Annotated in this window: 14 protein-coding genes; 8 read left to right on the top strand and 6 right to left on the bottom strand. The window is 64.5% G+C overall.

Features of this window, described 5'->3' with window-relative positions; translation table 11 throughout:
- Window positions 1-192: 192 nt before the first annotated feature.
- Window positions 193-687, top strand: a complete 495-nt coding sequence (locus tag NITMOv2_RS12940) for a hemerythrin domain-containing protein (RefSeq protein ID WP_053380269.1) — start codon at window positions 193-195, stop codon at window positions 685-687.
- Here NITMOv2_RS12940 and NITMOv2_RS12935 read toward each other — a convergent pair.
- A complete protein-coding gene (locus tag NITMOv2_RS12935) occupies window positions 664-933 on the bottom strand; it encodes a hypothetical protein (protein WP_053380268.1) in 270 nt (89 codons plus the stop codon). The two genes, NITMOv2_RS12940 and NITMOv2_RS12935, sit on opposite strands and share 24 nt — an antisense overlap.
- On the opposite strand from NITMOv2_RS12935, the gene NITMOv2_RS12930 reads away from it, so the two are divergent.
- The 7 genes from NITMOv2_RS12930 to NITMOv2_RS12900 all read left to right on the top strand — a co-directional run bounded on the left by NITMOv2_RS12930 (window position 932) and on the right by NITMOv2_RS12900 (window position 7,083).
- Window positions 932-1,183, top strand: a complete 252-nt coding sequence (locus tag NITMOv2_RS12930; protein ID WP_053380267.1) for a hypothetical protein — start codon at window positions 932-934, stop codon at window positions 1,181-1,183. The genes NITMOv2_RS12935 and NITMOv2_RS12930 overlap by 2 nt on opposite strands.
- A 3-nt stretch (window positions 1,184-1,186) precedes the next feature.
- Window positions 1,187-1,606: a phage holin family protein gene (locus tag NITMOv2_RS12925; protein WP_053380266.1), complete on the top strand. Its 420-nt coding sequence runs from the start codon at window positions 1,187-1,189 to the stop codon at window positions 1,604-1,606.
- Complete coding sequence (locus tag NITMOv2_RS12920) at window positions 1,570-2,268, top strand: hypothetical protein (protein WP_145976316.1); 699 nt, start codon at window positions 1,570-1,572, stop codon at window positions 2,266-2,268. Before NITMOv2_RS12925 ends, NITMOv2_RS12920 begins: the two co-directional genes overlap by 37 nt.
- A gap of 153 nt (window positions 2,269-2,421) precedes the next feature.
- Window positions 2,422-4,494, top strand: coding sequence for a DUF748 domain-containing protein (locus NITMOv2_RS12915; protein WP_053380264.1), 2,073 nt, complete (start codon window positions 2,422-2,424; stop codon window positions 4,492-4,494).
- Between the two features lie 3 nt (window positions 4,495-4,497).
- Window positions 4,498-5,427, top strand: a complete 930-nt coding sequence (locus NITMOv2_RS12910; RefSeq protein WP_083447991.1) for a YihY/virulence factor BrkB family protein — start codon at window positions 4,498-4,500, stop codon at window positions 5,425-5,427.
- A 102-nt stretch (window positions 5,428-5,529) separates the two neighbouring features.
- A complete protein-coding gene (gene ku, locus NITMOv2_RS12905; protein ID WP_053380263.1) occupies window positions 5,530-6,402 on the top strand; it encodes a non-homologous end joining protein Ku in 873 nt (290 codons plus the stop codon).
- A gap of 12 nt (window positions 6,403-6,414) precedes the next feature.
- Window positions 6,415-7,083, top strand: coding sequence for a S16 family serine protease (locus NITMOv2_RS12900; RefSeq protein WP_053380262.1), 669 nt, complete (start codon window positions 6,415-6,417; stop codon window positions 7,081-7,083).
- Between the two features lie 40 nt (window positions 7,084-7,123).
- On the opposite strand, the gene NITMOv2_RS12895 is transcribed toward NITMOv2_RS12900, so the two are convergent.
- The 5 genes from NITMOv2_RS12895 to nuoL all read right to left on the bottom strand — a co-directional run bounded on the left by NITMOv2_RS12895 (window position 7,124) and on the right by nuoL (window position 13,094).
- Window positions 7,124-7,543, bottom strand: coding sequence for a type II toxin-antitoxin system VapC family toxin (locus NITMOv2_RS12895; RefSeq protein WP_053380261.1), 420 nt, complete (start codon window positions 7,541-7,543; stop codon window positions 7,124-7,126).
- Window positions 7,540-7,776: a FitA-like ribbon-helix-helix domain-containing protein gene (locus NITMOv2_RS12890; protein WP_053380260.1), complete on the bottom strand. Its 237-nt coding sequence runs from the start codon at window positions 7,774-7,776 to the stop codon at window positions 7,540-7,542. Before NITMOv2_RS12890 ends, NITMOv2_RS12895 begins: the two co-directional genes overlap by 4 nt.
- A 316-nt stretch (window positions 7,777-8,092) precedes the next feature.
- Complete coding sequence (locus NITMOv2_RS12880; RefSeq protein ID WP_053380258.1) at window positions 8,093-9,568, bottom strand: NADH-quinone oxidoreductase subunit N; 1,476 nt, start codon at window positions 9,566-9,568, stop codon at window positions 8,093-8,095.
- The gene (gene nuoM / locus NITMOv2_RS12875) at window positions 9,565-11,124 is read right to left on the bottom strand and encodes an NADH-quinone oxidoreductase subunit M (protein WP_083447990.1); all 1,560 of its coding nucleotides are present in this window, start codon (window positions 11,122-11,124) and stop codon (window positions 9,565-9,567) included. Before nuoM ends, NITMOv2_RS12880 begins: the two co-directional genes overlap by 4 nt.
- Window positions 11,125-11,195: 71 nt before the next feature.
- Complete coding sequence (gene nuoL / locus NITMOv2_RS12870) at window positions 11,196-13,094, bottom strand: NADH-quinone oxidoreductase subunit L (protein WP_053380257.1); 1,899 nt, start codon at window positions 13,092-13,094, stop codon at window positions 11,196-11,198.
- Window positions 13,095-13,157: the final 63 nt, after the last annotated feature.

Here is a 13,157-nt window from a genome sequence, read left to right as displayed (position 1 = left end):
TGCGACGTACCGCATCAACAACCTCCTGGCGACTGCGCCTTATCAACAAATCGTCGGACTTGACTAGGGATCAATCCAGTTGGTGTATCCCGGTCGCGTGGTACTGTCTAAGAGATGGGACGGGCCGCGGGTGGGAAGAGGAAAGGCGCGGAGACCGCACGGCGGGGTCGTCCGCCGGAGACGGGGTCGCCGATGAACGGGGGGGCGACGGTCAAGAGCAGGGATCGCGACGTGCTGGCGTTTTTGCAGGACGATCATGAAGATTTGCAGAGCCAGTACGAGGGATTTCAGACCGCCGGAGGGGATGACCGGTTTTTCCTGGCCAATCGCATCATCCGCGAATTGGAAGTGCACAACCGGATCGAGGAAGAGGTCTTTTATCCGGCGGTGGAGCGGGCCGTGGAGCGGCAGGGGCACAAGAAGGGCGCCGCGCTCGTGCGCGCCGCGCTGCGGGAACACCGCGGCCTGAAGGATCATCTGGCCAAAGTGAAAGAGAGCCGGGCTTACGACGACCGGTTGACCGCGCAGATCGACGCCTTGATGGAGCGGGTCCAGCGCCACGTGGAGACGGAAGAGCGGGAACTCTTTCCCGTGGCTCAGGCGCTGCTGGGCACGGCGGGTCTCATGCGGCTCAGACAGGACGCGCGTGAGTGGCAGGAAGAATTACAACACCGATTGGCGGCCTGATCGACGGGCGCCGGCCGGACCGGCGCGCCGCCGCCGTTCCGCCGTCCGCTCACGATCGTGGGCGGACGCGCCGTGGCGAGCCGCGTCCGGTCTGCTGCTGCTCACCGGGTTGGTCTCACTGGCGGTCACGGGCGACCCGCCTGAGCGGACGTCCCGCGGCGACCCCGCCGAGGTCGTCTGGGCGGTCGATCGATCTTCGCGGCTGTTCGGCGGCGCGGCGGCGACAGAGGCAAGGAGATCTTTCATGATGGACACGCAAGACAGCTCCGGCGCCACCCGCGATCGTCCCTGGGACCCCGTCACCGCCCCGGTCGCCGCGCCCGCTGCCTCCGGCTCTTCCGACGCCGGTTCGCTGCGGCCTTCGGCGGACGGGCGGGGCGAATGGTCCCTCGGCCGGTTCGTGCACGATATCGAAGCGCTCATTCAACGCTATCCCTGGCCCACGATCTTTCTCGGGATGGGGGCGGGTTTTCTCTTGGCCAGACGCATGAGGTGACGCATGGCGGTCGAATCCCCGTTCACGCCCAAATCGGGGCTGGTCCATATCGTGACCGGCATCCTGCAAGATCTCCGGACCCTCATGCGCCAGGAGGCGCAGTTGTTGCGCGATGAAGTCAAGCTCGAGGTGAGCAAGGCGGGACGCGCCGCGTCGGGCTTCGGGATCGGCGCGGGGCTGCTCGCCATCGGCGGGCTGTTTCTCCTGTTGATGTTGGTGCACGGTCTGCATGAATGGACGGGGCTGCCGCTGTGGGCCTCCTACGGCCTGGCCGGGTTGATTCTGGCCGGGATCGGCGGCGTCCTGCTCGTGCGCGCGCGCTCTTTGGCGGGGAGCGTGCATGCGATGCCGCGCCGAACGTTGTACGCCATTAAGGAAGATGCGCAATGGATCAAAGAGCAAGTGATGTCGAAGAAGACGTGAAGGACATCCTCCGCACGCGGATGGCGTTGGCCGAGAAGCTGGAGCTGCTGGAGCAGCGGGTCGAAGAAAAAGTCCAGGGCACGAGGTCCGCGGCGATCGATGTCATCACTCACGCCAAGAATACCGTGGTGGACTTCATGGAATCGACGTCGGAACAATTGGACCCGACCGTGCAGGCCGGCCGGCGGCCCTGGCTGTTGGTGGGCGGCGCCATTGCGATCGGATTTCTCGCCGGCTGGATGGATACACGCCGGAGGAACTCCGGCGTGTATCCCTACTACCCGGAACGCGCGAAGGGCGCCGACGTGATGCCGTCGGAGGCAGATTGGGAACACCGGCGCGGCGTCTATCCGTATTACCCCGCGCAGACGGAATCGGACCAAGACGCGGCTGAGCGCCGGGCGGAAAGGCCGCGGCAGGGCTCGCCGCCGGGAACGGACGCGATGAGGCAGGTGGCGTCCTTGTGGAGCGATTTCACGGAGCAGTTTGCGAAGGAGCGGCTTCGTCTCCAAGAGGCGGCGCTCCAGACCGGCCGGTCGTTCATCCAGGATCTGGCGCACATTGTCGCCCAGTCCCTGATCGACGCGATCACCCGACGGCCGCAGGCCTCCTCGCCCTCGCGCCAGGAGCCGGCTCGCGAGCGGATGAAACTCGCGAGCTGACCGCCGACATGCTCAGGGGTAACGGGATAGCGGGATAAGGGGATACTCTTGCTCTGACCCTCCGTCCCACCACCTCTACCCCTCTATCCCGTTACCCCTTTTACCCCGATTTTCCCCGAGCAGCGCGCGAGTGTGAGCGAAGGGACAAGCACGATGCCGAGACGACATCGGGGATGGATCATCGCCGGCATCGCCGCGGCGTTGCTGGTGCTGCTGGTCGCGATCGGGGCCCGCCTTGCGGAGGACCCCCTGCGCCGCTATGCCGAGGGATTGGCGAACGAGGCGCTGCCGGATTACCGGATCACGATCGGCGAGCTGGATCTCCATCCGCTTACCTTGGCCGCCGAGTTGCGCGACGTGGTCGTGCGGCTGCAAGCGCATCCGGAGCCGCCGCTGGCGGACGTGCCGGAAGTACGGGCCGATGCGCGGCTGCTGCCGTTATTCACGGGCAAGCTGGGGGCTGACGTGTATCTGGAGAGACCGGCGCTGTCGGCGACGAAACAACAGGTCGACGCCCTGCTGGGAGGCGGCGCTCCGAAACAAACCGCCGTCTGGCAGGACCAAGTTCGAGATCTGGCGCCCTTCCGCCTCGCATTGTTCGTGCACGACGGCGAGGTCACCTATGAAGGGCCTCCGGTTGAGGAGCCGGTGCGGGTGCACGGGCTGATCGTGACGGCGGAAAATCTCACCAACCGTCCCGGCGAAGATGAACGCTACCCGGCGAAGCTGCAAGTACGCGCCAACACGCTGGAGCAGGCGCAGGTGTCGATCGACGGAGGCGCCGATCCCTTGGCCAAGCCCACGCCGGCCGTCGAGGCCGACGTGCAGCTATCCGGCCTGGACGTGCGGCCGGCCTTGAAGGCTATCGGGCAAGCGGACGCCCCGGTGAAGGCCGGCACGGTGGAGGCGGAGGCCCATGTGGAGTATGGGCCGGCGCGCCAGGCGGTGACGGTTCGGCGCATCGCGATCCAGGCGCCGAAGATCGACTATGCGGCCCACCCGGAGTCCGGGAAGATCCGAAAGGATGTCCGCGAGACGGCCGTCGAAGCCGAGGCGTGGCAGGATCGCATCACCGCGCTGTTTCCCATCACGATCAAAGAGGCGTCCGTTCAAGACGGCGAGGTGATTTACCGGCCGAGGGTCGACGGCGATGCGCTCCGCATTCACGATCTCGATGTCACCGCGTCGAATATACACAACAGACCGTCGGAATCTCCGGAATTTCCCTCGGACATTCGCGCGGTCGGCCGGCTGGAGAAGTCGGCCAGGATTACGCTGGAGGGACGGGCCGATTTCTTCGCCCAACCGTTGCCGGGCGTCGACGCGCAGGTGCAAGTGGAAGATCTGCGCCTCGCCGGCCTGCGCGACGTGGCCGAGCCGTTCAACGTGCAACTCCGGCAAGGGCGGTTGGATCTGAGCGGCCGCGTGACCTACACCCATGCCAAGGCCAAGCTTCTCCTCGATCGGTTTCTCCTCGAAGACGCCAAGATCGACTATGTGCACCGGCCCGGGACAAAGGCCGAGGAAGCGGCGCGCGCCGGACAGGTGGCCGAGCAGGCCAAGAAGGCGCAGCGGGATCCCACGGTTCAGATACGGGTCGGCCACGGGCAAGTGCTCAACAGCGAGATGGGCTTCGTGAACAAAGCCGCGTCTCCCGATTACCGAGTCTACATGGCCGAGATGCACGCCGAGATGGACAACTTCGACACGAGGCCGGAGCAAGGCACCGGGGCGGTCAAAGTGACCGGCAAGTTCATGGGGAGCGGGCCGACGGTGGTCATGGGCACGTTCCGGCCCGAAAAGCCGGCGCCGGATTTCGATCTCAAGGTGAAGATCGTCAAGACCAAGGTGACGGCGTTGAACGACGTATTGAGAGCCTACGGCAACGTCGATACCCACGGCGGCGTCTTCGCGTTCTTCAGCGAGCTGTCGGTGCGGGACAACCGGATCGACGGCTACGTGAAGCCGCTCCTGCGGGACGTCGAGGTGTACGATCCGGAGAAAGACAAGGACAAGGCCCTGACGCACAAGATGTATCAAGCCGTGGTCGGCGGAGTGCTCGGCCTGCTGGAAAATCGGCCGCGCGATGAAGTGGCGACCAAGACCGACGTCTCCGGCGAACTGGAAGATCCGCAGGCCAGCACGTGGCAGATTATCGGGAACCTGGTGCAGAACGCCTTCTTCAAGGCGATTCTTCCGGGGTTCGCGCAAGGCGCGGTGGGGTGACGCATGACCCGCACGTCCCAAACCGCCTCGTTGACCAGCGGGTCCGGCGCCTACAATCCATGGAAGCTCGGCGGCCTGTCGATCATGGAACTGGGCCGGCGCCTGTGGCGCGAAAGTCAAAAGGACGAGTTGCTCGGCCGCGCCGCGCAGCTCTCCTACTACATCCTGCTGGCGCTGTTTCCCGCCTTGATCGTGCTGACCGCGACCATGGGACTGTTCTCGGTGCAGAACTACATGCCCGAACTGATGAGCTATCTTCAGAACGTGCTGCCGAAAGACGCCTTGTCGATGGTCGAGCGGTTTCTCCACCAAGTCGCCGAAGGCAGCGGAGCCAACATCCTGTCGTTGGGGGGGGTGGGCGCGCTGTGGGCGTCCTCCAGCGGAGTGACCGCCATCATGGAAGCGCTGAACATCGTCTACGATGTGAAAGAAGATTCCCGGCCTTTCTGGCGGGTGAGACTGACGGCGATTCTCCTGACGATCGGATTGGCGGGATTCGTGATTCTATCGATGACGCTCATTCTCTACGGCGGGCCGATCGGGGAGTGGATCGCCGACTTCGTCGGATTGGGGGCCGCCTTTACCTGGGCCTGGAAGGTGCTGCAGTGGCCCGTAGTCGTCGCGCTCATGCTGCTGGCGGTGGCCGTGGTTTACTATGTCTGCCCGGACATCGAACAGGACTGGCGGTGGGTCTCACCCGGTTCGGCGTTCGCGGTCGCCATGTGGCTGGTCGTGTCGCTCGGATTCAAGATGTACGTCGACAATTTCGGCGACTATAACAAGGTGTACGGGTCGATCGCCGGCGTGATCGTCCTGATGCTCTGGCTCTACTGGAGCGGCCTGGTGCTGCTCATCGGCGGAGAAATCAACGCCGAAATCGAGCACGCGGCGGCGGAGCGCCAACGCGCCGGCGAGGAACGGCAGGCGGCGTGATCAGTGATGAGTGATGAGTGATCAGTGATCGGTGACAAGTGGGGAGTCGTTTCGACTGTTCATCACCCATCACTCATCACTGATCACGTTCCGAGGAGATCTATGCCTCGCACATTGTGGAAAGGCGCCATCAGTTTCGGGCTGGTCCACATTCCGGTCGGGTTGTACTCGGCCGAGAAGCGGAACAATTTCGACCTCACGATGCTGGACCGCCGGGCGATGAAGCCGGTGGGGTTCAAGCGGTACAACAAGGAGACCGGCGAGGACGTGTCGTGGGACGATATCGTCAAAGGCTACGAGTACGAAAAAGACCGCTACGTGGTGCTGACCGAAGAGGATTTCAAGCGGGCCAACGTCGAGGCGACGCAGACGGTGGAGATTCTCAGCTTCGTCGACGGGAAAGAGATCGCGCCGCTGTACTTCGAAACGCCGTACTATCTCGCGCCCGACAAGCGCGGGCACAAGGGCTATGCCCTCCTGCGGGAGACGCTGCGGGAGACGGGGAAGGTGGGCATCGCCAACGTCGTCATCCGCACCAGGCAATATGTCGCGGCCCTGCTGCCGATGGACGACGTCATCGTCATGAACACGCTGCGGTATGCCGGCGAAATCCGCGCGGCCGACGAATTCGACCTGCCGTCCCGCGATCTCGCGGCCGTGGGCGTCTCGCCGCGGGAGATCGAAATGGCGACGAAGCTGGTCGACGGGATGACGGAAGCCTGGCAGCCCGACCGCTATCGGGACACCTATCACGAAGATCTGATGGCGCTGATCGAAAAGCGGATCGAGGCCGGCCAAACGGAGACGATCACGGAGCCGGCGGAAGCCGAAGAGGAGCGGCCGGCCCGCGGCGAAGTCGTCGACCTCATGGCGCTCCTGAAGCGCAGCGTGGAGGAAAAAGCCAAAGACCGGCGGACCGGGGCGCAGGGCAAAAAAGGCCGAGCGGAGCGGGAAGCGAAGCGGAAGACCGCGTGAAGGGGGTGCGGCATGTCGGCGCAGGTGCCCAGATGGAATAGTCTCGCCGCCGTGATGCTGTGCGGCGCGCTGCTCGGTCCGATGCCTGTGGCGGAGGGATCGATCGGCGCGCCCCTCGTCCGGCATGAACGCTTGATCCCCATTCTTGGAGTGACGTTGTCGGATTCCGGACCAGTCGGCGTGGTCACGCGGGTCACGCTGCGCTTCGAAGAGCGCGCCGACCGGAGCGGGCTGATGGTGCAGTTTCCCAGCGGCGGCGGCAAGTTTTCTCCAAAGGCCCAGACCTCGGTGCAGCAGGCGATCTATCGCGCCGCGCGGGCGGCCCGGCTTTCACCGGACTCCTGGACCGTCCGCTTGGCGGCGCCCCACGACGTCACCGTCTATGGCGACAGCCTCTCGGCGATGATCGGCTTATCGGTCATCGCCTTCGCGAAGAACGATCCGATTTTGGAGGACCGCATCATCACCGGCGGCATCGCGCCGGACGGACATATCAGCAAAGCCGGCGGCCTTTCCTTGAAGCTCGCCGCCGCCCACGAAGCCCACATCCGCCGCGTCCTCGTGCCCGACGAGTTCGATCCCGCCGAAGCGGACTGGCAGACCCCGTTTCTGATGCACGTGAGCCCGGTCGGCTCCGTGCAGCAGGCCTACCAGGCGTTGACGGGAAATGCGTTGAACTGAGATGTTGAGTCCGCCGGCGGCACCGGCGGCACAAGTCCGTCTATAAGTCTTCGATCCAACGGAGGCGGTCGCGGTGCGGCGAGGTATGGAGAGCTTGATAGAATTTTCGATCGGCCGTCACGAACGGAATGTTCAGATTGACCCCGAGAGCCAGATACAAGTTATCGTAAAGGCTGGTTCCAGTTTGATGCGTCAGATCGAAGGCGGCAAGCACTAACGCGTCATCGGCATGTCGGCGGATCGGCGCCCGACGAAATGCCCGCCAGATACCTTCCGCTTCTGCCAGGGAAAGCTCGCCACGGCGTCGCTTCTTGGCCAGTACGTTGCCGATTTCCAATGCGAGGAAGGCGGGGGCATGGAGTCGAACATCGACGTCTTTCAAGCGCAGTGCCGACTCGCTGTAATCTTCCGGAACGAACCATTTTACGACGACGCTGGCATCGAGTACGTATGCGGTCACCGGTCCCGGTCCTCACGGATCAGCGCGGCGCTGTCGCTGAACTTCCGCCCTGATCGGTGAAGCTGTTCACGGATTCGATCCGCTTCCTTCCAGAAATCCTCAGGGGCTTCTTTGGCGGCTTCCTCGAGAATCGTTTTGACCTCCGCCTGGAGCGACCGGCCACGGCTTCGGGCCCGCTTTTTGAGCCGCGCGACGACGGTGTCGGTCAGATTGCGAACAAGAACCTGAGCCATCGGTGTGCCTCCTTCCAGCCTCGATGGACTTCTGCTTGCACAATGCTAGCACTGAGACTCATGCTCTGCAACGGCTATATCTTTACCTCCGCGAGATTTCAAGCATGTTCCCTGAAAACGGTGTCGGCCACGATCTCTCTAAGATTCCGGTAATCCTGCTAATAGCCTGCACCATCCTGATTTTTCATGAATTTAAGCACACCGATTTAATGGCTTAGATATTCAAAGATAGTGTAAAGGATTAACAATTGAAGGTTGGAAACGTCCAATACCACTATCCATTATATAGAGAGAAGAACAGACCTGGGAGCCGGCCTTAAGACGGGATGGCGGCGACGGGGCTGGCGAGGGGGCCGACCATGGTGCGGATGAAGTCGATCATCGGTTCAGGATAGAGGCCCAGCCAGAGCAGGAGTGAGACCATCAATCCCAGTGAGAGCACCGTCGTCCAACCAGTCTCCATCTCCAATTGCGACGCCGGCCGGCCCGCGATCCACACCGGCTGTTCGACCATCGCCACGATGAGCCGCAAATAGTAGTAGACGCCGATGGCGCTGTTCGCGACGAGCAGCAGCACCAGGAACCACAGCCTGGCGTCCAAGCCCGCCGTGATCGCGTAGAACTTGCCGACGAACCCCACCGTCACCGGAATGCCGGCCAGCGACAACAGCATCAACGTCAACGTGCCGGCGAGCCACGGCCGGGACCAGAAGAGGCCCCGATAATCCTCCAACATATCGGCGTCGCGGTCCTCGCGGGAGAGGATCGCCACGATGCCGAAGGCGCCCAGCGTCATGATGAAGTAGGCGATGAGATAGAAGGTGACGGCTTCGAGGGCCAGCGAGCCGCCGGCCAGCAGGGCGACGAGCAGGTAGCCGAGATGCGCGATCGACGAGTAGGCCAGCAGCCGCTTCACGTTGTGTTGCAGCAGCGCGAGGACGTTTCCGGCGATCATCGACGCGGCGGCGAGCAGGCCGAACAGCGCGCCGAGCGCGCCGTGCTGCAGCGCCTGCACGTCGCCGACGAAGCGGAGCAGCAGCGCGAAGACCGCGCCCTTCGATACCGTCGCGACATAGGCGGTGATGGGGGCGGGGGCGCCTTGATAGACGTCGGGAATCCACAGATGGAACGGCACGAGCCCGAGCTTGAATCCGAGGCCGACGAGCGCCAGCACGAACCCGGCCAGCCAGAGCGCCGGCGCCTCTCCGCCGAGCGCGCCGCCCATCCGGCCGAACGCCATCGTTCCGGTCTGGAAATACATGAGCGCCATCCCGAAGAGCAGAAAGGCCGAGGCGGAGGCGGACAGCAGCAGATATTTCAGCGCCGCCTCCAGCGGCCCGCGGCGGATCCGCAGGTAGCCGATGAGGCTGTACAGGGACACGCCGATCAATTCCAGCCCGAGAAAGAGCGACACGAAGTGCCGGGCCGAGACCAGCACGAGCCCGCCGAAGGTGGCGAGCAGCACCAGCAGATAGAACTCCTCGAATTCTTCATGCGCTTCGAAATGGAGCTGCAGATACCCATAAGACAGGGCGATGACGACGAGCGTCGCGGCGAGCAACAGTCCCATGTAGAGCAGCGCGTAGCCGTCGATCATGACGAGGGCGGTGACCGCGTGCGGCGCTGCGGCGGCTGCCACGGGCAGGCTGGCGAGCGTGAGCAGACAAGATACGGCCGCCAGGACGGCGATGGTCGCATGGTGCCTCCGGACGGCGATGGCCAGCATCGTCACGATGCAGAGCCCTCCGTGGACGAGAATGGGCAGGAGCGCGAGGAGATCGTCGGCGGTCATGGGCGCTCCGCTTCAACGAGTTCGAGGTTCGAAGGTTCGAGGTTTGAGGGAGAGTCGCGGGAGGTTGTGTGGATCAGCGAGCGGTTTGGCGCCTGAATGAGAAACCGGATCGCCGGTTCGGTCGTCGAGAGCACCGGGCCGGGATACCATCCGAGCCAGAGCTGAACGGCGGCCATCGCCAGCAGCGCGGTGAAGGCCGGGCGCGACAGATCGGGCAGGGGGTGGTCGTCACCCAGCGGGCCGAAAAACGCGCGCTGCAGCAGCGCCAACGAATAGACCGCCGCGATCACCAGTCCGGCGGCCGCGATGACGGTGAAGATCGGCTGCCGCGCGAAGGAGCCGAACAGCACGAGGAATTCGCCGATGAAATTCGCCAGGCCGGGTAAGCCCAACGACGCCACCGCAAAAAACAGGGTGAGCGCCGCCAGCCGCGGCGTCGAGGCCCATAAGCCGCCCATGCGGCGCATGTCCCGCGTGTGCAATCGCTCTTGGAGCGCACCCGCCAGCAGGAAGAGCGCGCCCGTGCTCACGCCGTGCGCCACCAACTGCATGGCGGCGCCCTGGAGCGCCAGGTCGGTCATGGCGAAGATGCCCAGCAGCGCAAAGCCCAGGTGGCTGACGCTGCTGTAGGCGACCAGGCGCTTGAAGTCCGTCTGCGCGAAGGCCAGCGCCCCTCCGTAGAGAATCCCCGCAGCGCCGAGCGCCATCGCAATCGGCGCGAAATCGCGCGCGGCGTCGGGAAACAGGGGAATCGTGAAGCGGAGCAGGCCGTACGCGCCCGTCTTCAACAACAGCCCCGCCAGTACGACGCTGCCGCCCGTCGGCGCCTCGGTGTGCGCGTCCGGCAGCCAGGTGTGGAGCGGCACCGCGGGGAGTTTCACGGCGAATCCAACGAAGAAGCCCAACATCAACCACCAGGCCGTGCGCGGCGGAATCGCCAGGCCGGCGAGGTCGGCATAGTCGAAACTGGGCCGCCCGGTCGCCTGTTGATGGAGCAACGCCAGCGCGATGATGGCGATCAGCAGGAGCAGGCTGCCGGCCTGGGTGAACAGGAAGAACTTGAACGAGGCGTAGCGCCGGCCTTCGTGTCCCCAGATGGCGATGAGCAGATACATCGGGACCAGCATGAGCTCCCAGAACAGGAAGAAGAGGAACAGGTCGAGCGCGACGAAGACGCCCGTCACGCCGCTCAGGACGACGAGCAGATTGAAATGAAAAAACCCCACCCGCTCCTGGATCTCCGACCAGGATGCGACCACGGCGATCAGCCCGAGAAACGCCGTCAGCACTATGAGGACGACGCTCAGACCGTCGAGGGCCAGATGCAGGCCGATGCCCCAGCGGGGAATCCATTCCGCCCGGCTCGCGAGCAGCCACCGCCCGTCTCCGGCGGCGAGCAGGGATTGATCCTGTCCCCAAAGCGCGAGCGAGAGGATCAGCTCGAGTCCCAGGGCGCCGGCGGCGATCCGGCGGGGCGCCTCCCGCGACCGGCTCTCGGCCAACCAAGCGAGCGGCGCCGCGAGGAGCGGGATCAGAATGAGCGACCAGAGGATCATGATGAAGCCGGTCTGTTCGGTTTGTTTGGTTCGTCTGGTTTATTTGGTTGTTCTAGTCCCGCGCAGGTCCCTTATCTCAAGACGAAGAGGCCCATCAACAACAATGCGCCGGCCGCCGCGGTCATCGCATACCAGCGCACGCGGCCGGTTTGCGTGCGCGAGAAGGACTCGTGCGACCAGCGGAGGGCCTCGGCCAGCGCCTCGTACAAGCGGTCGACGACGTCTCCCGGCCCGCGCGTCAGCCGCTGCCAGGGCCGGACGATGACGAGATTGTAGAATCGGTCGAATCCCCATCCGTGAAGCCAGACCTCGCTCACCGTCCGTCCCCAGGCGCTGCCGGCCATCGCCTCGGTGAGGCCGGGGCGCCGCAGAAAGAACAGGGCCGCGAGCCCGATGCCGAGCAGCGACGCCAGCGTGACGGCGGCCTGTTCGGTCGCTTCGCTCGGGCCCTGTGAGCCCGGCAGCGCTTCGATCGTCGGCAATGCATGGGCGAGATAACGGCTGAACAACGGCACATCGCCGAGGGTGGTGGGTAGTTCCAAAAACCCTACACCGAGCGAGAGCGCCGCCAGCACGATCAATGGAAGCGTCATGGCCGTGCCGGGGGCCGCATGGGGAGCCGTGCGGACCTCGCCGAAGAAGACGCGGAAGATCAGCCGGAAACTATAGAGGCCGGTCAACAGCGTGCCCAATGCCGCGCCGGCCCAGAGCCACGGGCCGCCCAGCGGCGAGGACAAGGTGGACCACAAGATCCAGTCTTTGCTGTAAAAGCCCGAGGTGATCAACGGCACGCCCGAGAGCGCCGCCGCGCCGATGAGGAACGTCCAGAAGGTCACCGGCAGGCGGCGGCGAAGGCCGCCCATGCGGAAAATATCCTGTTCGTGGTGGAGGCTCACGATCACTGCGCCGGCCGCGAGGAACAGGAGGGCCTTGAAGCAGGCGTGGGTCATGAAGTGGAACAGGGCGGCCGACCAGGCGCCGACGCCGAGCGCGAGGAACATGTAGCCGAGCTGGCTGATCGTGGAATAGGCGAGAATGCGCTTGATGTCCCGCTGCACCAGCGCGCTGCAGGCGGCGAGGAGCAGCGTGAGCACCCCGATGACCGCGACCGCATATTGCACCGGCGGCGCCAGCGTAAACAGGCTGTGCATGCGCGCGATGAGATAGACGCCCGCCGTGACCATCGTGGCGGCGTGGATCAGCGCGCTGACCGGCGTGGGGCCCGCCATGGCGTCGGGCAGCCACACCTGTAACGGCAACTGCGCCGATTTGCCGACGGCCCCGCCGAGGAGCAGCGCGGCCACGGCGATGGCCAGGCCGGAGCCGATCGGCCAGGCCTCGACCGCGAGCGTCTGGACCTGTTGGATCGACAGGGTCTTGAACTCCGTGAACAGGAGGAACAGCCCCATCGCGAAGGCCGTGTCGCCGAGGCGGGTCACGATGAAGGCCTTTTGCGCCGCCGCGCCGTTCTCCGGCCGGCGATACCAGAAGCCGATCAACAGATAGCTGCAGAGCCCCACGCCTTCCCAGCCGAGATAGAGCAGCAGGAGATTGTCGGCGAGCACCAGCGTCAGCATGCTCGCGACGAACAGGTTCATGTAGGCGAAGAAGCGGCGATAGTCCTGGTGGGTTTCCTCGATCATGTATCCCGTGGAGTAGAGATGGATCAACAACCCGACGCCGGTGATGACGAGCGCCATCAGGAGCGACAAGGCGTCGAGGTGCCAGGAGAGGCCGGCCGTCAGGCCTGACGTGTCCACCCAAGTCCACCATGTTTGGCGGTAGGAGATCGTCTCGGGCAGCGCGCGCAGAAAGGCGACGGCGACGAGGCCGGTGATCAAGGCCGACATGCCGACCGACCCCGCACCGGTCCAGGCGATCTGGCGGCGCGAGAAGCGGCCGCCCAAAAGCGCCAGCAACAGAAAGCCCGCCATCGGCAAGGCGGGGATGAGAGAAAGTAGTTGAAGCATGACTGGTTTGTCTGGTTCTTTGGTTTATCTGGTTTGTTTGGTTTTCTGGTTCACAACAAGACA

It is taken from the genome of Nitrospira moscoviensis (genome assembly GCF_001273775.1).
In the GTDB taxonomy this organism is placed as follows: domain Bacteria; phylum Nitrospirota; class Nitrospiria; order Nitrospirales; family Nitrospiraceae; genus Nitrospira_D; species Nitrospira_D moscoviensis.
Note: the sequence above shows the minus strand (reverse complement) of the source record. Positions and strands in the feature narration are given on the sequence as shown.